Source organism: Cohnella rhizoplanae, assembly GCF_948329515.1.
Classification (GTDB): domain Bacteria; phylum Bacillota; class Bacilli; order Paenibacillales; family Paenibacillaceae; genus Cohnella; species Cohnella rhizoplanae.
Genome location: NZ_CAOJCN010000004.1, coordinates 186,593 through 213,520, shown reverse-complemented (window position 1 = coordinate 213,520; position 26,928 = coordinate 186,593). Strand labels below are relative to the sequence as shown.

Below are 26,928 nucleotides of genomic sequence, written 5' to 3'. Positions count from 1 at the left end.
GATACTGGACCGATCACCTGCCCCTATTATCGGGGGAACGGAAAGAGTTAATCCATCCTAATATCCTCTGAATCCTATCGGAAACGAACGATCTCGCCTGCAGACCCGGAGTCCCGTGGGGCAGTCAACGATTGTTCAGCTGCTGCTGCAAAGGCAGCATGATCATAATTTTGGTGCCGCATCCAACTTGACTGTGAATGGTTACGCCGTAGTCCTTCCCATAAGCAAGCTGCACGCGTTCATGAACGTTTTTAATTCCATACCCTGCTTTCGATTCCGAAGATAACAGGGCTGCTACTTGATCGGAAGACATTCCGCATCCATCGTCTTCTACTTCCAATACGAGCGCTGGAACGCCAACGTGCACGGATGGGTAAACCCGAATGGCAATTTTCAGGCAATGATGGTCATCGTCTATGGCGTGATTAATGGCGTTTTCCACAAAAGGTTGCAGCAACAATTTTAACGTTTCATAGGATAACAGGCTTTCGTCTATTTCCCAGTGTTCCATAAAGCTATCTTCGAAGCGCATATGCTGGATGGCAAGATAGTGCTTTGTAAGGGCAAGTTCTTTTTCCAACGTAATATATTGATGCCCCATATTCAGCGAGGTTTGATAGAATCTTGCGAGATGGTTGACGAGTTTGCTTACTTCCAGATCGCTGTTTTGGATGGCCAGAGAGGAAATGCCCGAGAGCGTATTATAAAGAAAATGCGGATTGATCTGACTTTGCAGGGCATAAAGTTCCGCATCGCGCTTGGCAATTTCCTTGACATACAGCGTATCGATCAACTCTTTGAGGCGTGCGCTCATCTTGTTGAAAGCCGTGCCTAATTGACCGATTTCATCCCTGCTTGAATCATCGGGCAAGAGGGTGAAATTTCCCTGCTCTACTTTCGAAGCCTGACGGTTTAACTTACGCAGACGGCGTGAAAAATAGTTGGCCATGACAATGATCATTAATAGAGAGAGGACGAGACTAAAAAGCGCAATGACAACGATTTGCATGGCTGTCTTACGAGATGAACGCATGATTTCGTCAATGGGGGTGAGAGAGACTGTTTTCCAACCATGATACATGGTGTTATACACCAGCAGATGGCGATGTCCGTTTATGGTGACCACTTCTTGATTGATAGACAGGTCGGGGCCGATGGCTTCGCTGAACGGCAGGTTTAAAAGCGATTTGTCGGCTGCGGAGATAATCTGATTCTTTTCATTGAGCAAATAGACGCTTTTATTTTGCTCTTCTTTTTCAATTAACCGGTAGAGTAGTTCTTCATAGAGACCGATTGTAGCCATCCCGTAATGTTGGTTTTGGGTGTTAAAGTTGAGAATACGCCCCAGGTAAATCACGTTTTTCCCGGTTTTGTCCTGAATCACGTTGCTGAATATATTGTTGCCGTATGTTTGTTGTAATTGAATGAGATACTCGATCGGCAGATTTTCAGGGGTGATATGTTTGAGAAACAGACCATCCTCAGGGAGTGTTTTGTTGTGTACATAAAGGTTGATGCTAGCAATGTTGTTGTTTGCGGTCAGCAAGCTGTATAAGAGACCATCGATATATCGGTACGCTTCGACGAACGAATAGTCGCTTGTGTACGTTTGCGTAAGATAAGTTTGTAAAGTTTCATCCGTATAAATCAGAGACGAAATTTGGCGGAGACCATCCAATTGCGCATTTACATTGCTGTTGATTTGTTGGTTGCTGCTGGACATATTCTCGTAGGTCAACTCCAACAGCCGTTGCTCGGTGCGATCATAGAAGAAAACCGTAATGAATAAAAGAGGGGTAATCGTTACGGTAAGAAACATGAGAAGCAGCTTCTGTAACAAAGACAAATTTTTGAAAAGCCTTTTCAGCGTATTCATGTGGGTTGTCTTTTTTTCGCGTGCGTACGGTATTGGTTAGGCGTGAGACCCGTGCGTTTGAAAAAGATCGAGCCAAAATAGGAGGGGCTTTCAAAGCCGACTCGTTTTGCAATCTCATGAATCCTAATATTCGTTTCCTGAAGCATGATGCAAGCGTGATCCATACGGACCTGAGTTACATATTCCAGCAATGTTTTCCCGGTAATATCCTTAAAAATAGTGCGGAGATAGTTGGGTGAAAGAAAGACAAGTTCCGCCAGCGCATCGATCGAAATCACCTGTCCATAATTTTTTTGTATGATACTGCATAATTCCTGGACGATCTCGATATGCCGGTCGGCGGGAGATGCTTCCAGCTCGTCCATCATAATGCTCAGGATTTGCCGCATATGCGTTTTCATAGACGGCATGCTTTCCATAAGGGAAAGGCGTCCGAAAAACTTGGAATCCTTTTCGATTATTTCTTGCAAATGGCGGTTGTTAGCCCCGATGGCGGACAACACAGAATCGAACGCTGAAATGGTATCTACGAAAACTTGGCTGATATTCCCGGGGGGCAGGCCGCCGTCGTAAAAGTCATTGAGCCATTCTTCAACTTGGTCTCTGCGGTTTTGTTGTACGGCGGCAATCAAGCGCTTGGTTGGGGGAAAGGGTTCCTTGCGCCATGTGGAGTTCATGTTTTCCCAGCTGTCGCTAATAAGCCCTGTGCCGTGAGTTGCAACCAGATGATTGCGTACCTTCAGCATCTGCGGCCAATTTTTTGTAAAGGAAAGCAGGGTTTGCGGGTCGTTCGTCAGGAATAGGGATATCCAACGTTGAGCATGCGCAGATTGATTCCGCCATTCCGTAAACGCGTTACTGTCCGATTGCTGCGTGACGAAGATCCATTGGCCATCGCGCAGCTTGGTCAGCACGCCCGGGAAGAAACTGGGCAATCCGGCGATGAAAAATTCCAATCTCTCCGCGGTGGAAAAGTCGCCGGGAGGCGCGTCGATCGCAAGCGGTTTATCTGCCAACAGCATATATTCGTCCATGCTGATAAATACAAAATAAAACGTTTTGTTCTCGGCAGGAAGATGCAAATAGCGGTTGTATATCGAGGTGACTTCATCCGCTAAGCCGGAGAGCAGATTGCCGCCGATCTGGAGTAGTTCGCGCAGATATTCTCCAGCCGTTAACACGGTGGAATGGAGACGGTTTTTCTGCTCTTCGCAACGTTGACGGACCATCTTCATGGTGGCAGCCAGTTCTTCGTTGTCGATCGGCTTCAGCAAATAGCCGCAGGCGCCATGCTGCAGTGCTGCGCAAGCATATTCAAACTCATTGTATCCGCTTAAAAAAACGATTTGAATATGGGGGAAGCGAGCATGTACTTGTTTGCAGAGCTCAATGCCGTCCATGACAGGCATTTTGACGTCGGTAATGAGGATATCCGGCTGCATGGCCTCGATCTTTTTTAATGCATCTCGTCCGTTGTTCGCAGTGGCGATGACGCGGCAGGACATTCGTTCCCAATCGGTATAATTGGCAAGGGTGTCTAAGGTAAGCCGTTCGTCATCTACTAAAATAATCGTGTACATAGACCCTCCGCGAATATCCTTTTTGATGGCTCCCATATATAGCACAGAGTATAAGTTTGTATGTAGGTACTGTCAATGAGCTCAGCAACAAAGGATTAGGCTCGCCGCACGTGAACCGTTGCATATGGCAAAAGTTCGTGTTTTTCGGATAGATATCGGAATATCGAGAGATAGCGAAAGAAAACGGGATCCCCTAAGATGAACTCATAATCAAAATTCGAGTATGAGGAGTCGGGAAAATGGAACTCGGAAGCAACGAAAAAGTACCGTTGCTGAAATATCCCACAATAAAAAGACTGCTGCGGCAGCGATATTTATTTTTGCTTTTGGTTCCGGGCGTCGTTTGGGCCGTGTTGTTTGCTTATGCGCCTATGGCTGGTTTGTACATGGCATTTATCGATTACAAACCGACCTTAGGGGATTTCTGGGGATCTCTTTTTAAAGCGGATTTTGTGGGATTTCAGTGGTTCGAATACTTTTTTTCGGGTCAAGATTTTTTGCAAGTGATGCGCAATACGTTGGTGTCGAGCGTGTTAACGCTGTCCATAGGGTTTATTGTTCCCATTTTAATTGCCATAGCGTTAAACGAAGCCAGAATCACTTGGTTTAAACGGACGGTACAAACCGCATCCTATTTACCGTTTTTTATTTCATGGGTGGTCGCTGCAAGTATTGTCATTACATTTTTGTCGGCTGATGGACCTGTCAATCAATTGTTGATTAAATTCGGCGTTGTAGAACAAGGTGTATTGTTTATGCAGGAAGGAAAGCTGTTCTGGATCATCGTGGCCTTGTCGAATGCGTGGAAGGAAATGGGATATAACTCCATCATGTATTTGGCTGCCATCGCGGCCATTCCGACGGAACTGTTTGAAGCGGCAAAAGTGGACGGTGCCGGTCGTATGAAGCAAATCTATCACGTTTTGCTGCCGATGCTGCGGCCTACGATTATTATTCTTCTGATTTTAAACATTGGTAACTTGCTGAATACCGGCTTTGATCAATACTTTTTGCTTGGTAATTCTCTGAACAGGTCGTATTCCGATGTGGTGGATACCTATGCGTTCCGTTATGGCATTCAGAATGGCATGTTCTCGTATGCAACTGCCGTAAGTATGTTCAAATCGGTCGTCGCGTTCGTTTTGGTGGTAACGGTTAATCAATTATCTAAGAAAATGAGCGATACGCGCCTGTTCTAAGCTCTATATGCAGCTGAGAGGAGTACGGGAATGGAAAACCAGGTTGCGCGGTTTAACAAGTCAAGCGCTATAGGCAAGCGGTTACAGCGTTACACGCTAGCCACCATTACGGGGAATACGATCATTTATGGATCTTTAACGCTCTTGTTTATCATTACGTTTTTTCCGTTCTGGCATATTTTCGTCTTATCCCTGAACGATGCGTCCGACCCTACTTATGGACAATTTATGCTGTGGCCGAATGATTTCAGCCTGGACAGTTACAAAACCGTACTGAAGGATGCGGAAATTCTGAATTCCATCATCGTGACGGTCGGTCGAACGGTCATTGGCGTACCTCTTACGCTGGCTTGTATTTCGATGCTGGCCTATGCGCTTAGCAAAAGAGAACTTTTGGGTTGGCGCGGCATCAACTTGTTTTTTATATTTACGATGTATTTCGGCGGCGGATTGATTCCCACCTATATGGTAGTGCGAGGCTTAAATCTTATCGACAGCTTTTGGGTGTTCATTTTCCCCGGGGTGATCAGCGTTTTTTGGATGATATTAGTTCGCACCTACATGGAGGGTCTGCCCAAAGAAATGGAAGAGGCGGCGCAAATGGAAGGCGCAAACGACATTCAGATTTTTCTGAAAGTCATTATGCCCGTGTGTACGCCGGTTATTGCTACCATCGCTTTGTTTTCGGCCATTAGCCATTGGAACGCATGGTACGACTCCTACATTTACACCTATGATGCATCCTTGAAAACATTGTCAGCCGTCTTGGTAAAAATTCTGAATCAGTACCAGACGAACGATATGTTAAACGAGGCACAGCAGCTGGCCAATGAACAGCGCAAAATGCCGGTATCCAGCGAGACGATCCGTATGACTGTGACCATGGTAGCAACGCTGCCGATCATTCTTTTATATCCATTGCTGCAAAAATACCTCCTCAAAGGAATGCTTATCGGGTCGGTAAAAGGCTAAGGGATACGAACCATAGAACGTATTTTCTCCATCTTTCCGAAGCTTTGTCAGCTCGGAACGTGGTTTAAATAATGGCTTTTAATTCAAGGAGGGGATCGCTATGAAAAAAAGGCTCATCGTGGCAGGGGTACTTGCAAGCATGATGCTTATGAGCGCGTGCAATACAGGAAACAACAATTCGAGCAATAAATTATCCGGAGCCGAAGCATCGAACAAAGCATCCAACGAAGCATCGAACGAGGCATCAAACGAAACGCCGAAGAAACCCATCACCTTAACTTTGTTCGACAAAAATGTGGGCGATCCGTTTACTAACCCTGTAGCAAAGGAAATCACGGAACGTACGGGTGTCTTTATCGAGATTCAGCAACCGACCGGTAATCCGGACGAGAAACTGAATCTGATGCTAGTAAGCGGGGACTTGCCCGATATTGCCCTGATTGACAGACGCGTGGCTACCTTGAACAAATACATTGCCGGCGGGGCCTTGATTCCGCTGAACGATCTAATCGACAAGTATGCTCCGAATATTAAAAAGCGCTATGGCGACGTGCTATCCAAAAGCGTGTACGAGGATGGCAAAAATTATTATTTGAACAACTGGTACGGATTGGACCCGGATCCAAACTGGGCCATCAGTATGCGCATGGATGTCCTGGAGGAGTTCGGATACGGCGAGCGCGCTAAGGCCGGGGATTCCTTTACGCAGGATGAGTTTTTGGATCTCCTGAGAAAATTTAAGGAGAAATACCCCGAAGTGGATGGGAAACCTTCCATACCGATGACAGTGAACGCCGATCAAATGCCTGCCATCATTGGTTCATTCAAGGCGATGTATGGGATGAAAACGTACTATGAGCATGATGGCCGTCTTGAATTTATAGTAAGAGATCCCCGTTACGTGGAAATGATCAAATTCATCAACACGCTTTATACAGAAGGCTTGCTCGACCGTGAGTGGGGAATCAATAAAGCCCAAAATTTTGAACAGAAGACGGCCAGCGGACGTGTTTTTGCGACGGGTGGCGGGATCGTAAACGAAGCCAACAGTGCATTTCGCGCTCAATACGGTACGGATACCAATCATCTGTTCTACGCGTTTAAAGTAACGGCCCCGGGCGTCGATCCGGCAAAAACAACCTACGGGCCTCGTAGTTCTTTGGGTTGGGACGGAGTCGGCATTACGGTAGCGAATAAGCATCCGGTAGAAACGATCAAATTTTTGGACTTCCTGGCGAGCGAAGAAGGCCAATATCTACTGATGTGGGGCAAAGAAGGAATGAACTGGAACATGGAAAATGGCGTTCATGTGCCGACGCAGGAAGCGCTGGACGCCATCAGTAAAGATTGGGCGAATTTCTCGAAAACAACGGGCGCGCGCAAATGGACGTGGATGATTCGTAATGGATTGGGCGAAGACGGTACGCCTTATGACTTAACCTTCCGTTACAACAGAGATAACGTGAATCAGCATGCATTGAAATCCATGGCAGGCTCCACTTGGGATACCGCGCTGTACGATGATCTCGGTCCAAAGGGAGGCACGCCTGACGCACTGAGCGAGCAAAAAATCAAAGATATTATGGACACGAGCTTTTCCGCTATGGTGTATGCAAAATCAAACGATGAAATCGATGGGATGTACAAAAACATGATTGCCGAAATCGATGCAAACAGCGCAGCGAAAATTGAGGATATTTACTCGAATAATTATAAGGTTCGTATGGAATTGTACAACGCGGCGGAAAACAAATAAGCATCTAGCAATCCTACAGGTCATCGCTATCATAACGGGGCAGCATGCGACAAGGCGTACCTGCCCCGTGTATGGCGAGAGCACGAGATCAATTTTCAAGGAGACGGGAAATGGCTATTCTCATTGGAGAAAACAATGTCTTTTTGTTAAATACAAAAAATGGTTCGTATAGCTTTTGTGTAGATCAGGAAGGGCTGCTGCGGCATCTGTATTGGGGCTCGCGCATAGATGCGATTGAAGATTTCAAAAATGAGCCCTTTGTATGGGAGCAGGGCTTTCACTCCATCTATGACGTGAAGAGAGAGGAATGCTCCTCTTTTGGAACCATGCGTTTCAAAGAAACTTCTTTTAAAGTCGCTTATGCAGATGGTACGAGAGATTTTCGTTATCGTTATGTGAAGCACACCATCGAAAACGACGAGCTCACCGTGCTCTTGGAAGATACGGCGTTTCCGCTCCAGATGTACTTGCATTATAAGGTGCATGAAGATGTGGATATCATTGAGAAACGCCGCACGGTAAAAAACTGCGGCAACGAAGTCGTTTCAGTGGAGCGTCTGCATTCGGGCGAGTGTTCGTTGCCCGGAGCGGGTTGGAATCTGAAAAATTTTAACGGCATGTGGAATTCCGACTTCGATGCTTACGAGCAAAAGATCATGGGCGGAAAAACGGTGCTGGAAAGTCTGCGCGGCGCAACCGGTCATGTGGCCAATCCGAGCTTTATCCTGTATCAAAACGCGGGAGAAACATACGGAGAAGTATATTATGGCGCGCTGGCATGGTCGGGGAACTTCAAAATCGTATTGGAGCAAACGCCGTACGCGTATTTAAATATTTTGGCCGGCATCAATGATACGGACTTTGAATGGCGGTTGACGGCCGGGGCGACGCTGGAAACGCCGGCGCTTTATCTAGGGTATTCTCCGGATGGATTCGACAGAATGTCGAATGCGATGGCTGAATTTTCAAGACGATATGTGATGCCGCAGCCTATGGCAGATCAGCCTCTTTCCGTCTTATATAACTCCTGGGAGGCAACTTATTTTGATGTGAATGAACAAGCGCAGCTTCAGCTGATTGAAAAGGCTGCACAAATTGGCGTGGAGCTGTTTGTCATGGATGATGGATGGTTTGGTCAGCGCCATAACGATCATGCCGGCTTGGGAGATTGGCATGTAAACGCAGCAAAGTTTCCAAACGGACTGGCGCCGCTGACCCAAAAGCTGCAGAGCTACGGCATGCAATTCGGTCTGTGGATTGAACCGGAAATGGTAAACCGCGACAGCGACTTATATCGCGCCCATCCTGACTGGATTTACCATTACGCCAGTCGTCCGGTGATGGAAGGGCGCTACCAGTATATGCTGGACCTTACAAGGCGCGATGTACAACAATACCTCATTGGTGAAATCGATCGGTTACTTACGGAGAACGATATCTCCTATATCAAATGGGACATGAACCGGGGAATGAGCGAGGTTGCTTCGGCTTTGCTGGATCGCAGCGAATCCAAAAGTATATGGTACAGGCATACGAAAGCGTTCTATCATATTATCCAATCCTTGAAGGCGTTGCATCCAAAGGTAGAATGGGAAGCTTGCGCAAGCGGTGGCGGCCGCGTGGATTATGGCGCGATGCATTATTTCGACGAATTCTGGCCAAGCGATAACACGGATCCTTTGGATCGTTTGTCTATTCAAGAAGGCTACAGCTATCTATACCCCATCAAGTATATGCGCGCCTGGGTTACCGACTCGGGAAGTAACGGAAAACGCGCTATGCCGCTGTTATTCCGTTTGCATGGCTCCATGTGCGGCGCGCTCGGGATCGGTCTCAACTTAAATGAGCGTACGGAAGAGGAAATGGAGCTTCTGAAAAAGTACGTGTCGCTCTATAAAGAAATTCGTCCGATGATTCAGTTTGGGCAATTGCACCGCTTGGCTTCGTTGCCGGTGGACGGTGTGCAGGCCGTGCAGTATGAAAATGGGAAAGAAAGCGTATTGTTTGCATTCTTAGATCACCCCTCTCGCTGGCGTACGGTATTCTCTGTTCGTCCAAGAGGATTGGATGCGAAAACCTGCTATCGGGTAGAGATCGAAGGGCAGCTGCAGCAAAAATATTCCGGTGCGTTTTTGATGAACAGCGGTCTCCCTATTTCGTTAAATCATGATTACGCAAGCTGCATGGTGCGCTTGCTGCCGGAAAGTTAAAAATACGAGTGTATAGGGGATTGTACGATGTGGAAACTGTATTCGCCTAATCATGCCGTTTGCATTACGGTTCATGAAAATGCCGATAAAGAGTTAGAATACGCCGTTGAGCGCAACGGAAAAGCGGTAATCGAGCAAAGCAAGCTTGGATTTGAAAGCGATTTGGAAGACTTCACGAAAGGCTTTCGTTTTATAAAGGAAGCGCGTGCTGTTATTGACGAGACCTATTCGTTGCCGGCCGGTAAAAAGGCCGTTTATGGGAATCATGCGAACGAGATGACGTTAGCGTTTGCGTGCGGCGCGTATACGTTCGTACTGTGCGCGCGCGCTTATGAGGATGGTGCCGCTTTTCGCTATCAAGTGCTGTCCGACGTAGAAAAACCTATGAAGGTCAAGCGCGAAGCAACGAATTTCAATTTGGCGGAGGCCTACGACGATCTGTGGCTGCAGCATTGGACACACAGCTACGAAGCCACCTATGACCACACCGGATGGGAAGACAAAGCAGGCAGAGATTACGGAATGCCAAGCTTGTTCCACGCCGACAATGGCGGTTGGGTCATGATTACGGAAGCAGAGGTATATAACACGGACGGCAGCTATTGCTCATGTCACTTGCGCGGAGCCGGAGGCCGCAGCATGTCCTTGGAGTTCGCCCCGGAAGAAATGGGAAGGCCGCTCTCCTGTAAGCTGCCGTTCTCCTCTCCTTGGCGCGTCATCGTGGCGACGGACGATTTGAACGAAATGGTGAATACGACGATCAATTACAACTTGAATCCGCCTTCCGCGATGGAGGATATAAGTTGGATCAAGCCTGGGCGTTGCTTATGGGGTTGGTGGGAATATATGAACAGCGCGCAGCTATACACGGAGCAAAAACGTTATGTGGACTTTGCGGCGGGGATCGGATTCGAAGGACTCACCGTGGATGCGGACTGGGATATTACGTGGCTGAAGGAGTTGTGCGATTATGCCCATTCGAAAGGCATTGTCGTATGGCTGTGGAGCGCCATGCAGTATATCGATACGCCTGAAACGGCACGGAAAAAAATTGCGTTGTGGGCAAGCTGCGGGGTAGACGGACTCAAGGTTGATTTTTTCCAGAACGATTCCCAGCACACGATGGGTCAATATGAGATGATCGCCGATGTGATGACCGAGCATCGGTTGATGATCAATTTCCATGGGGCAACCAAATGCATGGGCGAAGGACGTACATGGCCGAACTTTCTGACTGCGGAAGGGATATTGGGACTTGAACATTATATGTGGAGCGGCCTGCCGGACGCGAAGCACAATTGTACGGTTCCGTTTACGCGCAATGTAATCGGTCCGATGGATTATACGCCGACTGGATTTTCGAACCAAAACCGTAATACAACGTTAGGGCACCAAATGGCGCTTTCAGTTGTTTTTGAATCCGGCGCTTCGCACATTGCAGCCTCCATTTATTATTTGGAAGCGTGGAGAGGGACTGACTTTTTACGCCGCATGAGGCCCGTTTACGATGAGGTAAAGGTGCTGTCCGGATTTCCAGGCCATCATGCAGCCATTTTACGCCGCTCGAAAGAAGACTGGCTGATTGGCTGCATCACGAATGAAGCGATGATTTTGCGTCTGAAAATGGACTTCCTGCCCGAAGGTGAGTTTGAGGCCGAAATTTATGAGGATGACTCCAGCGGCGAAATGATGAAAGTGAAGCGCCGCAAAGTGACTTCCGCTGATGTCATAGAACTTCCGCTTCTGAAAAGCGGCGGTGCCGGCATTTATATCGCAAAAGAAATCTCGGAGCTGCCCAAAGGGATTTGTTCCGGTTACATGAGCGAAGCAAGAACAGCGTACTTGGCGCAAGCGGCACGAACGCTGCAAGGCAGCGAGCCTGTCGTTTATGAAAATGAACAGGAAGCCGTACTGCTGAATGGCGGCATTGTATTTTCAGTGAAAACAACGGACGCGCCTCAGACGATAAGGCTGTTCTATGCAGTGAAAGAGCCTTGGACGCTGCGCGTAAGTGACGGAATCAACAAAGTGGTCATAGAGATGCCGCAGAGCGGCTCTAATAAAATATTCCTGACCAAAGATGTGGTATTTCCCTTCGCTGGCGGCGAGAGCGCTTTGTTCATCGAACGTATCGCTGGAGCTGTGCCCGCGTTGGAGCGAATCCATATTATTGATAACAATCCGCCGAAGGAATTGTATATTCCGGTTGGAAAAGGCAGCCTGAGCGGCGGCGCAGAATTTGTATTGGACGCATCGGGCGTGGAAAAGGTTACGGGTCTTGGTCATGGAGGCGAGCTTAAGTTCGACTCTATTATGCTGCCTAAGGATGGTTACTATCTCATGCGCTTTGACTACTGTGCAGGGGAAAGCAGAGACCTGAGCGTAGAGCTTAACGGAGGAGCGCACACGTACAGAACCAATTTGCACAACACGGCAGGCTGGGGTTTCCCGACTTGGGATATTAGGGATCAGCGTGAGATCCGGATCTGGATGCAAGCGGGCAAGAATACGGTGCGTCTATACAATGATCAAGGGCGGGCAGCTCATTTATACGGTTTTGCGATTACGGCAGATGAATGAGAATGGGTACAGTTGAACATGTTGCGCAAAACAAAGCATCCTCGGGGAATCGGAAGCCTCCTAGGATGCTTTTTTCTTGCTTCGCGTACGGGTCAATTACTTGTTCCCCAACATTGCCACTCTTCCCTGCAATCCTTCCACAACCTCCTTCGGTATCTCCCTGACCTTGATATCTTCGCCTAAAAAAAGCAGCCAACTTGTGATCTCAGCCAATTCATCCGGATGATGAACATGAATAAACGTCTTTAAGATAGCCGTAGTTTGATAAGGATTCGTGTAGGAGATGGTGATTTTTAAAGGATGGTACTTTTTGAACTGGGCAATCGCCTTGGGACCAAGCTCGAGGATGAGGTTGACGGCTTCTTCCTGATTGCGTAGTTGTTCTACGATTTTCTTCTTGCTGATTCTTTTTTTCTCGGGGTAGGGTTTGACGTCGGCGAGATTGTCGACGGGAATAATCCGCCGCTTCTCCTCCTCTAGGTCGAAGCCTTCAATTTGCCAAGCGCTTTTCTCACGGTAGAGGCGCATGAGATAGATGGGATAAGACTGTAACTTCCTACCCTCTTCGACGGTGACCACTAAGTAGCGGTCTTTAAGAAGGATCTGGATGAGCTGCTCTAACATCGGATGGGGCAGATCGGATAGATCAAGCAGGTCCGGATTGTGGGGATTGGTACCTTCAAAGAGCAGGACTTGATTTAACAAAACCAGATCGTCTTGCTGGTTTTGGGAGATCAGGCCGAGCAGTTTTTCCGCTAAGGAGTGGCGACTCTTGAGATAAGGAAGCTGCAGATTGCGCGTGGCCATGAAGGCGATAAAAAGAGCTTTAATCTCATTATCGGTAAAACGAACTGTGGGCAGGACGGAGTTGTTCATCACAAAGTAGCCCCCGTCCCTCCCGACTTCCGCGACTAGCGGCATTCCCATCGCTTCAATTTCCCTGATATCTCGAATCGCCGTCGAACGGGAGATGTCGAACTCGTGCATGATCTCCGAAATGGTGAAATGGGCGCGGTTGTTGATGTACCGCATGATGACGTTAATCCGTTCAACTTTTCTCACGGGGCCCTCTAAACAGTATCATATTTTGACATGATTAATCGTTATTATAAACCTATCAAGCAGAAAAACAAACCAACTGGAAAAAGGAGCTGGGATGATGGCAACTTATACCCTGGAGGAAAAAGACGGCTTTATCGTTGTAGGGATCGGAACGGAACTGCAGAGCGAGTACAACGACTATGCGGGCATGAACCAGGAGAAGGAAAACTTCTGGCGGACCGTGGAGCAGGATGGAAGGCTCGATGCATTAAAGGCTGTCGCTGCGAACGGCTACGTCTTTGCTGTCAACGAGCTGGTAAACCGCACGCGGAGGATGTATTATGCCGGCGTCATGACAGATGCATCGGTACCGGAAGAACACAGCGTGATCCAATTCCCTAAAGGACAGTACCTGGTCATTCAAGGCGAAGGGAAGACGGCCGACGAGCTCAGCGGCACGCTTACCGGCATTGCCTTTGGCCAAGTGTTGCCGGCAGCCGATACCTTCGCCTATGTGGGCGGCCCCAATGCAACGGTCGAGATGGGGCAGCGAGACGGCGTTGTCTACGGGGAGATGTGGATTCCGGTTGTGAAGAAATAAACGAGACCAGAGGAGGAATGGACATGAGCACGATGACAAGTAATGAAAAGATCGCAAAGGTTGGATCACGCCCGATCGGAAGGACGGCCGCTTATTGGACCGTCACTATCATTCTCGCCTTCTCTATCGCACTAAGCGGGATCGGGCAATTGATGCGATATGGCGGCAACGTCGATTTGGTTACCAATATCGGTTTCCCGTTATATATCACGAACATTCTCGGGACTTGGAAGCTGCTTGGCATCCTTGCGATCCTCATCCCAGGGTTCCCCCGGCTGAAGGAATGGGCTTATAGCGGTATCTTTTTCCTCATGACGGGTGCAGCCTTGTCTCATGCGTTCGCCCATGATTACGGCGATGGCGGATTCCATGTGATTCTCCCGCTTTTCTATGCCGCGCTTGCCATTGCGTCTTGGGCGCTGCGTCCAAAAAGCCGGAGACTGTAAAGGGTCGTGAATCGTGAATTTAAACAATAACAGATTTTGACACCGTTTATGGTTATGATAGATCTATCGAGGGATCTATCAAGGGATCAAACTCATCCATTCATCCATTCAAAAAAGGGAGCTGGGATCATGGCAACGTATACCTTTGAGGAAAAAGACAGCTTTATCGTGCTTGGTATCGGAACGGAGCTGAAGAGCGATTACACGGATTATGCCGGCATGAATAAGGAAAAGGAAAACTTCTGGCGGTCCGTGGAGCAGGATGGAAGGCTCGAGACGTTAAAGGCGATTGCAGCGAACGAGTACATCTTTGCGGTCAACGAAGCGGTCAATCACAAGATGATGTATTATGCCGGCGTCATGACGGATTCATCGGTGCCGGAAGAACACAGAGTGATCCAATTCCCCAAGGGACCATACCTCGTCGTTAAAGGCGAGGGGAAGTCGGCCGATGAGCTCAGCAGCATGCTCACCGGCGTTGCCTTTGGTCAAGCCTTGCCGGCAGCCGATCAATACGCCTATGTCGGCGGGCCCAACGCAACGGTCGAGATGGGGCAGCGGGACGGTCTCGTATATGGCGAAATGTGGATTCCGGTCGTAGAGAAATAAAAGAGATCAGTAGGAGGAAAAGCGGGCGGTAGGGTTTAAGCTATCCGAGGGGATGGAAGTCCCTCAGGCGCTGGAAGAGAAGAAGTTCAAGTTTGCCAGACAAAAGTCCAAGCTGGCCGGGACGATTCGAGGTTCGTTCTTCGTCATCAAAGGAGAGTATGGAGGCAATCCAGTGATTTAAAACTTTTGGCGGCCGCAGGGCCGCCATTTGCGTTCGCCGATAGATTCTAACCGATCAATGAATAGAAAAACTCGATTAACGCTCTGCAATAAGTTTATGTTAGAGTGTATTTGAGTTTATTCCGAGTGAATAACTTGAATTTAAATTTATTTTGCAGGGAGTCTTGCAGGATGAGCGAAATATATCGTTTGGCAACGCAAGCGGATGCAGAAAGAATACGTGACGTTATTTATGAGGCTTATGTGACCATTCGCGAGCTTGAGCTTCATTGGCCTGCGGCTCATGCGGATTTGGCCATGATCCAGACGAATATAGCTGAACATGAATGCTACGTTTTAGAGGTTGATGGCGAAGTAAAAGCTACGGTTACTCTGTCTAAAGGCAATGAGCTAAAAGGAATAACGGATCTGCCTTTCCTGAGATGGTTTGCCGTGGATCCTGATTCTCAGGGAAAAGGGTTCGGCAACAAGCTGCTCAATTGGGTGGAGCAGCACATTATTCGCGATAAGTTGGGTGCTCCGGCAGTTACTTTAGCTACTGCCGAGAAACATCCATGGCTGCTGCCTATGTATGAACGAAGGGGCTATGAGCGATTTATGGCTTTTGACCCTCAAAATGGGGACGGTACGATGCATTTGTTAAAGAAAAATGTGACTATAGGCAGCTGAGCAGCGCGCTTCGCAGCGACCTTCGCGTCTTTTTGGCGCGAGGGTCTTCTTTGTTTACTGGAGACAAGCCTCTACAGATCGCGATATATTATACAAAAGCAGACGCGTGGCAAAGGAAGTGGACGGCAATGAATAAAACCGAGCGAATGTTGGCCATCGTCATCGAACTGCAGCGAAAAGGGGTGCTGCGGGCCGAGGACTTGGCCGGCCGGTTCGAGACGAGCGTCCGCACGATTTACCGCGACATGCAGGCGCTTAGCGAAATGGGCGTTCCGGTAGCGGGCGCGCCAGGCGTAGGCTACTCCCTCATGGAGGGCTATTTTCTGCCCCCGGTAAGCTTCACCGCGGAGGAAGCGATGGCGCTGCTCGTGGGGGCGGACTTCGTCGAGCTGAGGCTGGACGCGGAGTTCGGCTCGAGCGCCCGCAGCTCGCAGGAGAAGATCGAGGCCATTTTACCGGAGAGTGTGCGCGAGGAAACGACCAGGTTGCGGTCGGCAATCCGGCTGCTGAACGATAGAACGGCGAGCACGCGCGGGGAGGAGAAGGAAACGTTCGAGCAGGTGCGCCGGGCGATCGTGCAGAAGCGCAAGATTCGTTTCCGTTATTCCAAGAACCTGCCGGGATCGGATGGAAGCCGCCACAGCGAGCGTACGGCTGACCCTTACGGGCTCGTTTTTTCCCAAGGTGCGTGGGTGCTTGTCGCGTTCTGCGGTCTGAGGCACGATGTTCGGCACTTTCGGCTGTCTCGCATGAATGAGCTCGTCGTACTTGACGAATCTTTTGAAGTCATTCCCGGCTTTAATCTCCAGAGCAGGCGGCCCGCGGACAACCGGAACGTGATCGTGCGCATGCTGGTCGATCCGGCTATCGCGGACCTGGTTCGGGGATCGGACAACTTCTATATGGAAACGTTCGAGCCGGGGGAGGAAGGCTGGCTGGCGACGTTCCGCGTGCGGCAGGTCGAGGAGCTGCTTCAGTGGACGCTCGGCTGGGGTGCAGCGGTACGCGTGCTGGAGCCTGAATCGCTGCGGGACCGCATACGCGCGGAAATCGAGAACATGCGAAAAAGGTACTGACAAACTTGTGTCAGGAGCCGTGTTGTATGCTGGAGCCATCTCAAGTAAAAGGAGTGGCTTTGGCAATGAATACGAAGGAAACGCTGCGCAAGTTCGAGGACACCGTGAACGGATATATTCAGGAATTGGAGGGCTTCAGCCTCGAGCAGCTGCTATGGAAGCCTGCAGAGGATGAATGGTCGCTTGGCCAGATGCACATGCATTTGATCCTCTCCGCGCAGTTTATGCAATTGCGGAATGCAGCGCTGTGCCTCGCGCCGAATAGCGATCTTGGGGGTTCTCCTACGGGGAAGACCGAACAAGGGGAGAAAATGTTCAAGGAAGGAAGCTTTCCGCCGGAGCGCGTTCAAGTTCCCCCTTCGCCGCAGTACACGCCGCCGCAACCGGAAAGCAAGGAACAAATCGTAGACGGGCTGCGCGAAACGGTGAATCGGATGAAAGAGATCGAGCCAGTGGTGGCGGCCGCTTTTGATAGGGATGCCCAAGACCTATCGGAGCCCGGCAAGGGCACGGCATACGAGCTCGCGCACAATACGGTCGCTCACCCGCGATTAGGCGGCTTGAATGCACTGGAGTGGTTTCAACTGATCGAGATGCATTACCGCCACCATCTGCTGCAGAAGAAGCGGCTGGTCGACGCTTGGAGGCAAGCGTATGTGTGAGGCTGTAATAACCTTAACATTCAATCCGCCAAGGATACGGCAGTGATTTCACGAATAGGGGGCGGGCGGATCGCCTCATCGACCGCTTAATTGTTTACTGGTTAAACAAAGTCTGATAATCTAGTCATGTAGAGATACGGAGGGAACCTATCCATGGCGAATCAAGGAAAAAAGATTGTCGTTACCGGCGGCAGCGGAATGTTGGGAAGTTGGGTAGTCAAGCACTTCGCCGAGCAAGGCTATGAGGTACTGAACGTCGATACGAGACAGCCCGACGAACCGGTCTGTCCGACTCTGATCGTAAACTTGGAAGACTTGGGACAGACGTACGGCGCACTGGCCGGCGCGGACGCGGTCGTCCATCTGGCCGCCATTCCGAGAGCGGGCATGGTGCCTCCCGAGGCCACGTTCCGCAATAACGTGATGTCCACTTACAACGTGTTGGAAGCGGCTTCAGGCCTCGGCATTAAGAAGGCGGTCATCGCCTCCAGCGAATCGTCGTACGGCATCTGCTTCGCCGTTCATCCTTTCGGCCCGCAGTATGTGCCGATGGATGAGGAGCATCCGCAGCTTCCGCAGGACAGCTATGGCTTGTCCAAAGTAGTGGGTGAGCTGACTGCGGACATGTTCCACCGCCGCTCTGGCATTCAGGTCGTCTCTCTGCGGCTCGGCAACGTTATTCCGCCGGAATGGTACGAGCGCTTCCCCTCTTGGATGCATAACCCGGAGGAGCGGGAGCGGATTCTGTGGAGCTACATCGATACCCGCGACGCCGCTGAAGCTTGCCGTCTGGCGATCGAGGCGGAGGGCTTGGGCTCCGTCGCGCTAAATCTAGGCTCGGACGAGACAAGCATGGATGTGCCCAGCCGCGAACTGATGGCCGCGCGCTACCCGGAGGTGACGGACTTCCGCGCGCCTCTGGAAGGCTACGAAGCGCTGTTGAACAGCGAGAAGGCCATGAAGCTGCTCGGCTGGAAGCCGAAGCACAGGTGGCGCGAGCAGCTAGGCAATTCCTAAGCGGAGTGGCTATATGCTTCCGCTTAAGCCTTCTCTTCCATGATCCCATGAACCGTACGTTAAATAGGGCGCGCGCAAGGCGGTTTGCTTGCGGGCGCTTTTTAAGGCGTCATGAGAAGTTCGCATGGAACTTGGACCCCCCAGCGGATGGGATACAGATCCGATTGAAGTTGGCGGTAAACAGTGTTACGCTAACAACGCATCTACTCATGCTCCCCATTTCATATAACGAAAGGTCATACGATGATAAAAGTCGATAAACTATCCTTCTCCTTTCCGCAAAAAGAACTCTATCAGAACATTTCGTTTACGCTTGAAGAGGGACAACATTGCGCTTTTATAGGAACAAGCGGCAACGGGAAAAGTACATTGATAGACATACTGATGGATCCAGAAAAGTATATGTTCGAGGGTAGGTTAGAAATAGACCCGTCTTGCAAAATCGGACATGTCAGTCAATTCTCGCAGCTCGATAAAACGAAAGAAACCACCGTTTTTGAATATATAGGCGAAGAATTTATTAAGATACAAAATGAAATCGCATCGATTTTTACGGAAATGGAATCCTCCTCGGATCTGGATTCGTTATTAGAAAAGTATCAACTCGCTCTCGACGCATTAGATGCCATCGGCGGGGATGATTTTGAGAGCAATATTTTTAAGAAGCTAAGTCTAGCAAACCTCACGAGGCTAAAAGATCATAGGATAACCGACCTGAGCGGCGGGGAATTCAAGCTTATTCAAGTGATGAAGGAAATGCTTCGTCGTCCTGACGTCATGATTATGGACGAGCCGGATGTATTTTTAGACTTTGAAAACCTAAATGCGCTCAAGAATCTGATTAATTCTCACAAAGGAACGCTCCTGGTTGTTACGCACAACCGATATCTACTGAACCATTGCTTCAACAAAATCCTGCACCTTGAAAACACGGAGATCCAAGAGTTTGACGGGCGATATTTGGATTATAACTTCTCATTGCTTCAGACTAAAATCGAGCTGCAAGAAATCGCATTCGCTGAGCAAGAAGAGAGCGAGAGAAACGAGAAAGTCATCGATAACCTAAGAGTGATTGCCACTTATAATTCAGAAGCCTCTAGAGGTAGAGCGTTAAAAGCGAGAGTCAGGTTCCAGGAGAGATTGGAAGCGCGCAGAATTAAAGCGCCCTTCGTTGAGTTGAAGCAGCCGACGATCCGTTTCGATCTGGATCATGCATGGGAAGACGGCACGGTCATAAAGGTCAGCGATTATAGGGTCGCCTTCGATGAGTTGGTGTTAGACCAAGTTAACTTTGAGATCAAATCTACGGATAAAGTAGCCATTATCGGTTCGAACGGTACCGGGAAAACGACTTTACTCCGGGATATCTTTAAAAACAATCAGGATTCCATTGAAATCCATGCCGATGCTAAAGTGGCTTATTTATCCCAGATTCAAGGCGAAGTGCTAAAGGATTCGAATACGATATGGGAAGAATTCATCGAGGCCGGGTTTAAGACCTATGAGGAGATTAGGTCGTATTTGGCCGGCTATGGCTTTGAAGGAGAAATCCTTGATCAAAAGATAGCGTCTTTATCCGGCGGAGAGAAAAATTTGCTTCAAATCGCTAAGGTTTCCGCCAGTAAAGCCAACGTATTGCTTCTGGATGAACCGACCAGCCATCTAGACACCTATACGCAAATCGCGCTGGAGAAAGCCATTGAAGGCTACAAAGGCGCGATTCTCATGATTTCTCATGATTTCTATTCGGTTGTAAATGGGATGGATTATGTTTTAATCATTGAGGATAAGACGATCAGAAAAATGAGCATGCGAAAGTTTAGACAGATGATTTATGCGAGTCATTTTGATCGAGACTATCTGGAAACGGAGCAAAAGAAAAAATCCGTTGAAATGAAGATCGAATTGGCTTTAAAAGACGCTGATTTTGAATCGGCAAAAGGATCGGTTGATGAGCTGGAAGCGCTGATTAAGCTGCTTTAAATTACCATCCTCTGATGGAAATGATTATAAGCGCCACAAGGGAATCCTTCGGGATTCCCTTTTTTGCGGGTGCAATCGTTATCGTTGCTCGCCCAGATACTCGCGCAGCGCCTCGACGATCGTCGCATGATCCTGATCGCCGGGCAGGCCGGACACCGTGATGGTGCCGACGATGCTCTCGCCCTTCACGATCAGCGGGAATGCGCCGCCTTCGGCCTTGTATTCGTCGGCGTCGAGCGACTGGGCTTCGATGCTGGAGCCGATCGACTTCAGATAGACGTGCATATAGTACGAGCTATGCTTGAAGTGAAGCGCCGTATTGTTCTTCCAAGCGACCCATTGATCGTTGCCGTCGCCCGTGCCGTTCATTCTCGCATAGTACAGCCGCTCGGCGCCCCGTCGGATGTCGACCACGATCGATTGGCCCTCCCGCAGCGCCTTCGCTATGATGCGCGTGCCTACCTCATAAGCCGTATTGTTCGTAAACGCCGCGAATTGCAGTTCCTGCTCCTGCTGCAGCAGTTCGTTCAATAAAGTATCGAAAGATTCCATAGAGTCACATCCTTTTTCCCCATTATATCATCGGTCCGCATCCTCCTGCTTCGCAAGAAAAAACATTTAGCATGCGTTCACCTCTCGTGTATCCAAGCATACCTTAGATCAACGACCGAAAAGGGGGACAAATCCATGGACCTGATCTGGATATTGATCGTCGGCGGTTTAATCGGCTGGCTGAGCGGCAATCTGATTGGCAGGGATGTTCCGGGCGGCTTGTTGGGAAATATAGTTGCAGGCTTCATCGGCTCGTGGCTGGGCACTGAACTGCTGGGACCGAGAGGACCGGTCGTGGGCGGGTTCTATATCCTTCCGGCCATCGTCGGCTCCATCATCGCCTTGCTGGTCTTCTTCGCGTTGGCCCGCGGCGGCGCATTCAGGAGACGGTAAGCCCGTATCTGTCTAGCAGAGATGGACTACGACCCCCAAGTGGGCGCCTTGGAAAAGGCGAACCCCCTTGGGGGTTATTTATGTTGAAGGGTTCACCCCGCCTTCGGGTAAGTACAGTGGTACGGGATGCGATTCGAAGAGGGGGAGAACGAGCCTATGAAGCAGGCTACCATTATTATGAATCCTTCGTCGGGGAAGGAGGAAGCTCCGGCTTACGTGGAACGCGCGGCCGGGATGCTGCGCGCGCAGGGCTACGAGGTGCTGGTAAAAGAGACGGCCGCGGAGCTGGACGCAACCCGCTTCTGCGCGGAGGCGTGCGCGGCACGCAGCGAACTGGTCGTATCCATCGGCGGGGACGGAACGCTGCACGAGACGATTAACGGGTTCGAGAAGCAGGCGCACCGGCCACGGCTCGGCATCGTCCCGCTGGGCACGGTGAACGACTTCGCGCGGGCGCTGCATATCCCGCTCGATCCGGCGGAGGCGGTCGCCGCGCTCGCGTCGTCCCGAACGCGGCGGGTCGACGTCGGCCGGTTGAACGGGCGGCTGTTCGCCAATGTCGTAGCGGCCGGCCCGCTGGCCGAGACGTTGTCGGCCGTCACGTCGGAGGATAAATCCCGCCTCGGCGCGCTGGCCTACTTCAAGGAGGGTGCCAAGGATCTGCTGGGCCGCTCCGGGCATCCGCTCGTCATTCGTTACGACGATGCGGTCTGGGAGGGAGAGTCGCCGCTCTTTATCGCCGCGCTGACGAACTCGGTCGGCGGCTTCGAGCGGCTCGCGCCGGACGCCGCAGTCGACGACGGCCTCATCCATGGCTTCATTATCAGAGATTTGAGCTTCTTCCGCACGCTGACGGCAGGCCTATCGTTATTGCGGGGCCATCTGCAGGACCACAAGGACGTCATCTACTTCACGGCCAAGCGCGTGTCCGTAAGCTCTCCTCATCCGATCGGCACGAATGTGGACGGCGAGCAGGGACCGCAGCTGCCGCTTGAACTCGATATATTGCCGCGTCATATCGACGTGATCGTGCCAGAGACGGCAACTGCATAGTCACCGGCCGACGTCAGTTCGCTTTCAGCAGTATTCTTCCCCGTCCATGCCTGGCTTCGCTTTTCGCCAGCGCTTGATCCGCTTGGCTTAACGGGAATATAGAATCGATCTCCGCTTGGACCGTGCCATCGGCGATCAATTCCGTTAAGCGCTGCAAGTCCTCGCGGGTAGGGAGTTGGGTATTGAATTTAGCGGTGACGCCATGCTTCTGCGCGTTCTCTTGGGAGGGATTCTGCGTCAGGGAGACAAGGATGCCACCCTTCTTCAGCACGGACCAGGACCTTGCCTCCGTCTCCCCGCCGACCGAATCGACGACCAGGTCGACTTCCTTGGAGACGTCTTCGAAACGGGTCGTCGTATAGTCGATGACTTGGTCCGCGCCGAGCGACTTCACGAAGTCCAGGTTAGCGGTCGAAGCCGTGGCGATCACGGTCGCCCCCTTCCACTTGGCCAGCTGGACGGCAAACTGTCCGACGCCGCCCGCCGCAGCATGCAGGAGAACGGTCTGCCCGGCTTGGAGTTCGCCTTCCGTGAACAGCGCTTTCCAGGCGGTTTCGGCTCCTGCCTTAATCGTTGCGGCATCCTCGAAGGTCAGGTTCTCCGGCATCTTTGTCAGCTCTTGGGCTTTAGCCACGCCATATTCAGCATATGCGCCTCTGATCATACCGAAAACGCGATCGCCGGGCGTAAACGCCGTCACGTCTGGTCCGACCTCTTCGATAACGCCCGAAGCGTAAAAACCGGGGATATACGGCATGGTTACGGGAAAGACCTTTTGAAGCCAGCCGTTACGAATTTTAAAATCAAGCGGAATGACCGCGGTATATACGATGCGAACGAGCGCTTCATCCGCTCCCGGTTGGGGACGCTCGACCGTTTCTGCCTTTAGGACGTCCGGACCGCCGTATTCATGAACCCGAATCGCTTGCATGGACTGGTTAGACATGTTTATCTCTCCTCTTTCATGGGTTTTAATCTTCTAGTACTGCGGTAATTTTTTTGGCCAACGCGACGAACAGCGCTTTTTCTTCATCATTCAGATTTTCGATCGTAATCTCTTCCATCTTGCTCCAGGCTTGATTGACTCTGGATTCAATATCGCGTCCTGCTTGGGTGAGCGATACGAGGGTTACGCGTTTATCTTCTTCAGAGCGACTGCAGCTCACAAGCCCCGCATCCTCCAGCCGACGGACGGACTTCGCGATGGTCGAGTGATCCAGGCGCAGCGATCTCGAGAGACTGTTCTGGGATTGACCGTCCCGGTGCCAGAGCTGCATCAGGATGAGTTCCTGCCCGGGATATAAGCCGGCCTCCCGAAGCAGTTGTCCCGCTGCGCGATGGTGGGAACGAGCCAAGCTGAAGATCGAGAAGCTTACCGGGAATTGGGTGACCGCCCTGATTTCCTTTTCCATCGCTTCATGGTTGTCGCCGTTCTTCAATGATGTCTTCACCTTCCTATTATGTGGTCGTCAACATAATTCTTACACCTAAGATAACACCGGAATATGTTGCCGTCAACATAAAATAAAAACATGCGCTATAGCCTAACTACCGGATGCTCCACTGCCCCCCCTGAAGCGCAAAAAACCCTTCTGGCGGCGGCAGAAGGGTGAGGTTTAAATAGGAGAACGCTGGATCCTGTTTGGGATCACGAGGTGCTTTTAAAATTCATAAGCAAGCTCGTCGGGGGATGTGAATTCCAATCCCAGCTTTACGGCGGTTTCTAACAGCGTCAGCTTGCCGCCATAGGTGGTTAAGCCTCTTCGTAAGTGCTTATCGTCCTTTAGCGCTTGTCTCACGCCTTTATTCGCAATGGCTAATGCAAACGGCAGCGTGGCGTTCGATAATGTAATCGAAGCGGTCTGCGCAAAGGCCGAAGGGATATTATCTACGCAGTAATGTAGGATGCCTTCTTCATAGTACACCGGGTCTTGATGAGATGTGCTTCTGCTTGTTTCTACTGCCCCGGCGTCATCGCACGCTACATCGATGATCATGGCTCCGGGCTTCATTAACTTAAGATCCTCTCTATAGATGAGATGATCTTTCCTGGTCTTCGGCCATAGGATACAGTTGAGAATCACGTCCGATTCCTTGAGACACTGAACCAGGTTGGCTCTGTTGGAGAACACGAATGACACATTCTTCGGCATGATTTCTTTTGCCGCAAGCATCGCATCGTAATTAATGTCCAGCATGTTCACTCTGTTGCCGAATGCAGCCGCTAATTCGCAAGCGCCCCTGCCCGAATGGCCGCAACCGATTATAGTTATGGTTGGCGCGGGTACGCCGCATACGTTCGCCAATAGCTTTCCAGAACCGCCGTTGATGGTTTGCGCAAAATGCAGGGCCGCCAGAAAGCCGCCCTTTCCGGCTAATTCGCTCATCGGACTGAGTAGTGGCCATTCGCCTTGATCATTGGAGATGTCTTCATAAGCAATGCTAGTGCAACCGCTTGCAATTAAAGCCGCCGTTTGTTCCTTATAGGCATTGGAATGAAGGTAGGCGAAAACAATCAAGTCATCCCGCAGATACTTAAATTCTTCGGGAAAGACTTCCTTTACCTTATAAAGCAGGTCTACGTTGCCCCATATATCCTCAGCCTTTGCAACAATGGTTGCTCCCGCCTCAGCGTAGTCATGATCGGAGTATCCGCTGCCTAATCCCGCATCACGTTCGATATAGACCTCATGACCGTTTCTTATAAGTTCAACCACGCCCGAAGGGACGATGGCGACTCTGTATTCGTTTTCCTTCAGCTCTTTGACAACTCCGATTTGCATGATGAACCTCCTGTTAGTGAGAGCGACGCGAATGCCATAATAGTTCTATTATAGTCGAGAATGCCAATCTATGGATACGGAAAACAGCAGCAGCCGCGGATACGATTCTTTTCGTCCGCGGCTGCTTATATTTGGATTGATGGTATTACATGGCTTCGAAGGCCGGCTTGAGGACGGTTGCGGTTTACAATTCGACTCTCAGCGTGCCTAGCATATGGACGAATTTCGGGTCGTGGTACGACAGGAACAGCGTTTCCCGCGTGTCGAGGGCGGTAATTTGCTCGATATCCTCCGCGCTCAACTCAAAATCGAAGATGTCGATATTTTCGATGATCCGCTCTTTCCTCACCGACTTGGGAATGACCACGACATCGCGCTGAACAAGCCAGCGCAGCACGACCTGGGCGACGGACTTGTTGTGTTTCTCCGCGATCGAGGCCAGCGCTTCGTTGCCGAACATGTTGTTAAGTCCCTCGGCGAAGGGCGCCCACGACTGGTGCTGCACGCCTTGTTCCTTCATAAAGGCAGCGGCCTCGATCTGCTGGTAAAACGGGTGCGTCTCCACCTGGTTGACGGCGGGTATGATGTCGTTATGCACGATGAGATCCATCAGACGGTCGGGGAGAAAGTTGCTGACGCCGATCGCCTTGATTTTGCCTTCGCGGTACAGGTCCTCCATCGCGCGCCAAGCGCCGTAGTAATCGCCGAACGGCTGGTGAATGAGGTACAGATCGATATAGTGGAGCTGCAGCTTCTTTAGAGACTTGGCAAATGCCAGCTTGGCGCTCTCGTAGCCGGCATCCTGAACCCACAGCTTGGTCGTGACGAACAGCTCCTCGCGCGGCACGCCGCTGCGCTTAATCGCGCGTCCGACCGCTTCCTCGTTCAGATAACCGGCGGCGGTGTCGATCAGGCGGTAACCGGCCATCAGGGCCTCATATACCGCATTCTCGCATTGTTCGGCATCGGGAACTTGGTAGACGCCGAAGCCGATAATCGGCATCTTCACGCCGTTGTTCAAGGTTACGGTTTGCATGGTAATTCCTCCCGGAGTTTAAAATGTATACGGCAAACGGCGCGGAGACCGGCAATGGGGGCCCCTTAGCGGGCATTCCGCTCGCGGCCGATTTGCATTACAATGATCTTAATACCTTCGTGTAACACGAAGGCAAGCCGTCTCCGCTATTTTTTTTCAAGGAGGATATTAAGCATGCACACGGTCAAAGAAGCCGCCTTCATAACGGGACTCACCGAGCATGCCGTGCGCTTTTATACGGATAAAGGTCTGGTGCCGAGCGTGCAGCGCGATAAAAACAACATTCGCATGTTCGACGAGCAATCGATCAACTGGCTGCATGGCATCAAATGCCTCAAGCAGTCCGGGATGCCGATCGAAGACATTAAAACGTACGTCGATCTTTGTCTCGAAGGGGATTCGACCATTCCGCAGCGCAGCGCGCTCATGTCGGCGCATAAAGATGCCGCGCTCGCTAAGCTCGAAGAGGCCAAGCGGCACGTCGCCCATTTGGAAGAAAAAACGGCTCTCTATCAAACCATTCTGGAGCAGCGGACGCCGGATACGACCAATCCCGCCAACTGGGCAAGAATTCAGTATATGCATGGCGACGTATTCTACTCGCCCGCCGTTCGGAAGGCATAGAATTCATAAGCGAGCGAAAAAAACGATGCA

24 protein-coding genes and 1 pseudogene are annotated in these 26,928 nt (G+C 50.5%); 17 read left to right on the top strand and 8 right to left on the bottom strand.

Annotation, left to right across the window (positions count from 1 at the left end):
* Nucleotides 1-124: 124 nt before the first annotated feature.
* Both PQG80_RS09735 and PQG80_RS09730 read right to left on the bottom strand, forming a co-directional pair.
* Entirely contained in the window at nt 125-1,876 is a 1,752-nt protein-coding gene (locus PQG80_RS09735; protein WP_271751102.1) for a sensor histidine kinase, read from the bottom strand.
* Nucleotides 1,873-3,456 (bottom strand): response regulator transcription factor, encoded by a 1,584-nt coding sequence (locus tag PQG80_RS09730; RefSeq protein WP_271751101.1) that lies wholly within the window; start codon nt 3,454-3,456, stop codon nt 1,873-1,875. Before PQG80_RS09730 ends, PQG80_RS09735 begins: the two co-directional genes overlap by 4 nt.
* 239 nt (nt 3,457-3,695) lie before the next feature.
* On the opposite strand from PQG80_RS09730, the gene PQG80_RS09725 reads away from it, so the two are divergent.
* The 5 genes from PQG80_RS09725 to PQG80_RS09705 all read left to right on the top strand — a co-directional run bounded on the left by PQG80_RS09725 (nt 3,696) and on the right by PQG80_RS09705 (nt 12,173).
* Complete coding sequence (locus tag PQG80_RS09725; RefSeq protein ID WP_271751100.1) at nt 3,696-4,655, top strand: ABC transporter permease; 960 nt, start codon at nt 3,696-3,698, stop codon at nt 4,653-4,655.
* A 30-nt stretch (nt 4,656-4,685) separates the two neighbouring features.
* Nucleotides 4,686-5,627 (top strand): carbohydrate ABC transporter permease, encoded by a 942-nt coding sequence (locus PQG80_RS09720; RefSeq protein WP_271751098.1) that lies wholly within the window; start codon nt 4,686-4,688, stop codon nt 5,625-5,627.
* A gap of 100 nt (nt 5,628-5,727) precedes the next feature.
* A complete protein-coding gene (locus PQG80_RS09715; RefSeq protein WP_271751097.1) occupies nt 5,728-7,383 on the top strand; it encodes an extracellular solute-binding protein in 1,656 nt (551 codons plus the stop codon).
* Nucleotides 7,384-7,493: 110 nt separating this feature from the next.
* A complete protein-coding gene (locus PQG80_RS09710) occupies nt 7,494-9,593 on the top strand; it encodes an alpha-galactosidase (protein WP_271751096.1) in 2,100 nt (699 codons plus the stop codon).
* Between the two features lie 27 nt (nt 9,594-9,620).
* Nucleotides 9,621-12,173: a glycoside hydrolase family 97 N-terminal domain-containing protein gene (locus PQG80_RS09705; protein WP_271751095.1), complete on the top strand. Its 2,553-nt coding sequence runs from the start codon at nt 9,621-9,623 to the stop codon at nt 12,171-12,173.
* 96 nt (nt 12,174-12,269) lie between these two features.
* On the opposite strand, the gene PQG80_RS09700 is transcribed toward PQG80_RS09705, so the two are convergent.
* Nucleotides 12,270-13,235, bottom strand: coding sequence for a helix-turn-helix transcriptional regulator (locus tag PQG80_RS09700; RefSeq protein ID WP_271751094.1), 966 nt, complete (start codon nt 13,233-13,235; stop codon nt 12,270-12,272).
* A gap of 97 nt (nt 13,236-13,332) precedes the next feature.
* On the opposite strand from PQG80_RS09700, the gene PQG80_RS09695 reads away from it, so the two are divergent.
* From PQG80_RS09695 to PQG80_RS09655, 9 genes and pseudogenes are all read left to right on the top strand, one after another.
* Nucleotides 13,333-13,815 (top strand): GyrI-like domain-containing protein, encoded by a 483-nt coding sequence (locus tag PQG80_RS09695; RefSeq protein WP_271751093.1) that lies wholly within the window; start codon nt 13,333-13,335, stop codon nt 13,813-13,815.
* Nucleotides 13,816-13,838: 23 nt separating this feature from the next.
* Nucleotides 13,839-14,261 (top strand): DoxX family protein, encoded by a 423-nt coding sequence (locus PQG80_RS09690; RefSeq protein ID WP_432432739.1) that lies wholly within the window; start codon nt 13,839-13,841, stop codon nt 14,259-14,261.
* A gap of 129 nt (nt 14,262-14,390) precedes the next feature.
* Entirely contained in the window at nt 14,391-14,870 is a 480-nt protein-coding gene (locus PQG80_RS09685; RefSeq protein WP_271751092.1) for a GyrI-like domain-containing protein, read from the top strand.
* A 16-nt stretch (nt 14,871-14,886) separates the two neighbouring features.
* A pseudogene (locus PQG80_RS09680) lies at nt 14,887-15,051 on the top strand (DUF8821 family protein); the annotation flags it as partial.
* A 170-nt stretch (nt 15,052-15,221) separates the two neighbouring features.
* Nucleotides 15,222-15,719 (top strand): GNAT family N-acetyltransferase, encoded by a 498-nt coding sequence (locus PQG80_RS09675; RefSeq protein ID WP_271751091.1) that lies wholly within the window; start codon nt 15,222-15,224, stop codon nt 15,717-15,719.
* A gap of 128 nt (nt 15,720-15,847) precedes the next feature.
* Nucleotides 15,848-16,795 carry a helix-turn-helix transcriptional regulator gene (locus tag PQG80_RS09670; RefSeq protein WP_271751090.1) on the top strand — a complete coding sequence of 316 codons (948 nt, stop codon included), beginning with the start codon at nt 15,848-15,850 and terminating at the stop codon, nt 16,793-16,795.
* A gap of 65 nt (nt 16,796-16,860) precedes the next feature.
* On the top strand, nt 16,861-17,457 hold the full coding sequence (locus tag PQG80_RS09665; protein WP_271751193.1) for a DinB family protein: 597 nt from the start codon (nt 16,861-16,863) through the stop codon (nt 17,455-17,457).
* A 153-nt stretch (nt 17,458-17,610) separates the two neighbouring features.
* Nucleotides 17,611-18,474 (top strand): NAD-dependent epimerase/dehydratase family protein, encoded by an 864-nt coding sequence (locus PQG80_RS09660; RefSeq protein ID WP_271751089.1) that lies wholly within the window; start codon nt 17,611-17,613, stop codon nt 18,472-18,474.
* 243 nt (nt 18,475-18,717) lie between these two features.
* Nucleotides 18,718-20,457 (top strand): ABC-F family ATP-binding cassette domain-containing protein, encoded by a 1,740-nt coding sequence (locus tag PQG80_RS09655; protein WP_271751088.1) that lies wholly within the window; start codon nt 18,718-18,720, stop codon nt 20,455-20,457.
* A gap of 78 nt (nt 20,458-20,535) precedes the next feature.
* Here the strand turns inward: PQG80_RS09655 and PQG80_RS09650 are convergent, their stop codons facing one another.
* A complete protein-coding gene (locus PQG80_RS09650; RefSeq protein ID WP_271751087.1) occupies nt 20,536-21,009 on the bottom strand; it encodes a heme-degrading domain-containing protein in 474 nt (157 codons plus the stop codon).
* A 135-nt stretch (nt 21,010-21,144) separates the two neighbouring features.
* Here PQG80_RS09650 and PQG80_RS09645 point away from each other — a divergent pair, with 135 nt between their 5' ends.
* Both PQG80_RS09645 and PQG80_RS09640 read left to right on the top strand, forming a co-directional pair.
* Nucleotides 21,145-21,402, top strand: a complete 258-nt coding sequence (locus PQG80_RS09645) for a GlsB/YeaQ/YmgE family stress response membrane protein (protein WP_271751086.1) — start codon at nt 21,145-21,147, stop codon at nt 21,400-21,402.
* Between the two features lie 156 nt (nt 21,403-21,558).
* Nucleotides 21,559-22,455: a diacylglycerol/lipid kinase family protein gene (locus tag PQG80_RS09640; protein ID WP_271751085.1), complete on the top strand. Its 897-nt coding sequence runs from the start codon at nt 21,559-21,561 to the stop codon at nt 22,453-22,455.
* A 13-nt stretch (nt 22,456-22,468) separates the two neighbouring features.
* Here PQG80_RS09640 and PQG80_RS09635 read toward each other — a convergent pair whose 3' ends face one another.
* The 4 genes from PQG80_RS09635 to PQG80_RS09620 all read right to left on the bottom strand — a co-directional run bounded on the left by PQG80_RS09635 (nt 22,469) and on the right by PQG80_RS09620 (nt 26,274).
* Entirely contained in the window at nt 22,469-23,401 is a 933-nt protein-coding gene (locus PQG80_RS09635; RefSeq protein ID WP_271751084.1) for an NADP-dependent oxidoreductase, read from the bottom strand.
* Nucleotides 23,402-23,426: 25 nt separating this feature from the next.
* Nucleotides 23,427-23,894 (bottom strand): MarR family winged helix-turn-helix transcriptional regulator, encoded by a 468-nt coding sequence (locus PQG80_RS09630; RefSeq protein WP_271751082.1) that lies wholly within the window; start codon nt 23,892-23,894, stop codon nt 23,427-23,429.
* A 222-nt stretch (nt 23,895-24,116) separates the two neighbouring features.
* The gene (locus PQG80_RS09625) at nt 24,117-25,238 is read right to left on the bottom strand and encodes an alanine dehydrogenase (RefSeq protein WP_271751081.1); all 1,122 of its coding nucleotides are present in this window, start codon (nt 25,236-25,238) and stop codon (nt 24,117-24,119) included.
* Between the two features lie 184 nt (nt 25,239-25,422).
* Nucleotides 25,423-26,274, bottom strand: a complete 852-nt coding sequence (locus PQG80_RS09620; RefSeq protein ID WP_271751080.1) for an aldo/keto reductase — start codon at nt 26,272-26,274, stop codon at nt 25,423-25,425.
* A gap of 174 nt (nt 26,275-26,448) precedes the next feature.
* Between PQG80_RS09620 and PQG80_RS09615 the strand changes: the two genes are divergently transcribed.
* A complete protein-coding gene (locus PQG80_RS09615) occupies nt 26,449-26,898 on the top strand; it encodes a MerR family transcriptional regulator (protein ID WP_271751079.1) in 450 nt (149 codons plus the stop codon).
* The last annotated feature ends 30 nt before the right edge of the window (nt 26,899-26,928 follow it).

Excerpts from the sequence above, each read along its gene's own strand:
- PQG80_RS09735 (WP_271751102.1), bottom strand. The coding sequence starts at position 1,876 with ATGAATACGCTGAAAAGGCTTTTCAAAAATTTGTCTTTGTTACAGAAG.
- PQG80_RS09730 (WP_271751101.1), bottom strand. The coding sequence starts at position 3,456 with ATGTACACGATTATTTTAGTAGATGACGAACGGCTTACCTTAGACACC.
- PQG80_RS09725 (WP_271751100.1), top strand. The coding sequence starts at position 3,696 with ATGGAACTCGGAAGCAACGAAAAAGTACCGTTGCTGAAATATCCCACA.
- PQG80_RS09720 (WP_271751098.1), top strand. The coding sequence starts at position 4,686 with ATGGAAAACCAGGTTGCGCGGTTTAACAAGTCAAGCGCTATAGGCAAG.
- PQG80_RS09715 (WP_271751097.1), top strand. The coding sequence starts at position 5,728 with ATGAAAAAAAGGCTCATCGTGGCAGGGGTACTTGCAAGCATGATGCTT.
- PQG80_RS09710 (WP_271751096.1), top strand. The coding sequence starts at position 7,494 with ATGGCTATTCTCATTGGAGAAAACAATGTCTTTTTGTTAAATACAAAA.
- PQG80_RS09705 (WP_271751095.1), top strand. The coding sequence starts at position 9,621 with ATGTGGAAACTGTATTCGCCTAATCATGCCGTTTGCATTACGGTTCAT.
- PQG80_RS09695 (WP_271751093.1), top strand. The coding sequence starts at position 13,333 with ATGGCAACTTATACCCTGGAGGAAAAAGACGGCTTTATCGTTGTAGGG.
- PQG80_RS09690 (WP_432432739.1), top strand. The coding sequence starts at position 13,839 with ATGAGCACGATGACAAGTAATGAAAAGATCGCAAAGGTTGGATCACGC.
- PQG80_RS09685 (WP_271751092.1), top strand. The coding sequence starts at position 14,391 with ATGGCAACGTATACCTTTGAGGAAAAAGACAGCTTTATCGTGCTTGGT.
- PQG80_RS09675 (WP_271751091.1), top strand. The coding sequence starts at position 15,222 with ATGAGCGAAATATATCGTTTGGCAACGCAAGCGGATGCAGAAAGAATA.
- PQG80_RS09670 (WP_271751090.1), top strand. The coding sequence starts at position 15,848 with ATGAATAAAACCGAGCGAATGTTGGCCATCGTCATCGAACTGCAGCGA.
- PQG80_RS09665 (WP_271751193.1), top strand. The coding sequence starts at position 16,861 with ATGAATACGAAGGAAACGCTGCGCAAGTTCGAGGACACCGTGAACGGA.
- PQG80_RS09660 (WP_271751089.1), top strand. The coding sequence starts at position 17,611 with ATGGCGAATCAAGGAAAAAAGATTGTCGTTACCGGCGGCAGCGGAATG.
- PQG80_RS09655 (WP_271751088.1), top strand. The coding sequence starts at position 18,718 with ATGATAAAAGTCGATAAACTATCCTTCTCCTTTCCGCAAAAAGAACTC.
- PQG80_RS09650 (WP_271751087.1), bottom strand. The coding sequence starts at position 21,009 with ATGGAATCTTTCGATACTTTATTGAACGAACTGCTGCAGCAGGAGCAG.
- PQG80_RS09645 (WP_271751086.1), top strand. The coding sequence starts at position 21,145 with ATGGACCTGATCTGGATATTGATCGTCGGCGGTTTAATCGGCTGGCTG.
- PQG80_RS09640 (WP_271751085.1), top strand. The coding sequence starts at position 21,559 with ATGAAGCAGGCTACCATTATTATGAATCCTTCGTCGGGGAAGGAGGAA.
- PQG80_RS09635 (WP_271751084.1), bottom strand. The coding sequence starts at position 23,401 with ATGTCTAACCAGTCCATGCAAGCGATTCGGGTTCATGAATACGGCGGT.
- PQG80_RS09625 (WP_271751081.1), bottom strand. The coding sequence starts at position 25,238 with ATGCAAATCGGAGTTGTCAAAGAGCTGAAGGAAAACGAATACAGAGTC.
- PQG80_RS09620 (WP_271751080.1), bottom strand. The coding sequence starts at position 26,274 with ATGCAAACCGTAACCTTGAACAACGGCGTGAAGATGCCGATTATCGGC.
- PQG80_RS09615 (WP_271751079.1), top strand. The coding sequence starts at position 26,449 with ATGCACACGGTCAAAGAAGCCGCCTTCATAACGGGACTCACCGAGCAT.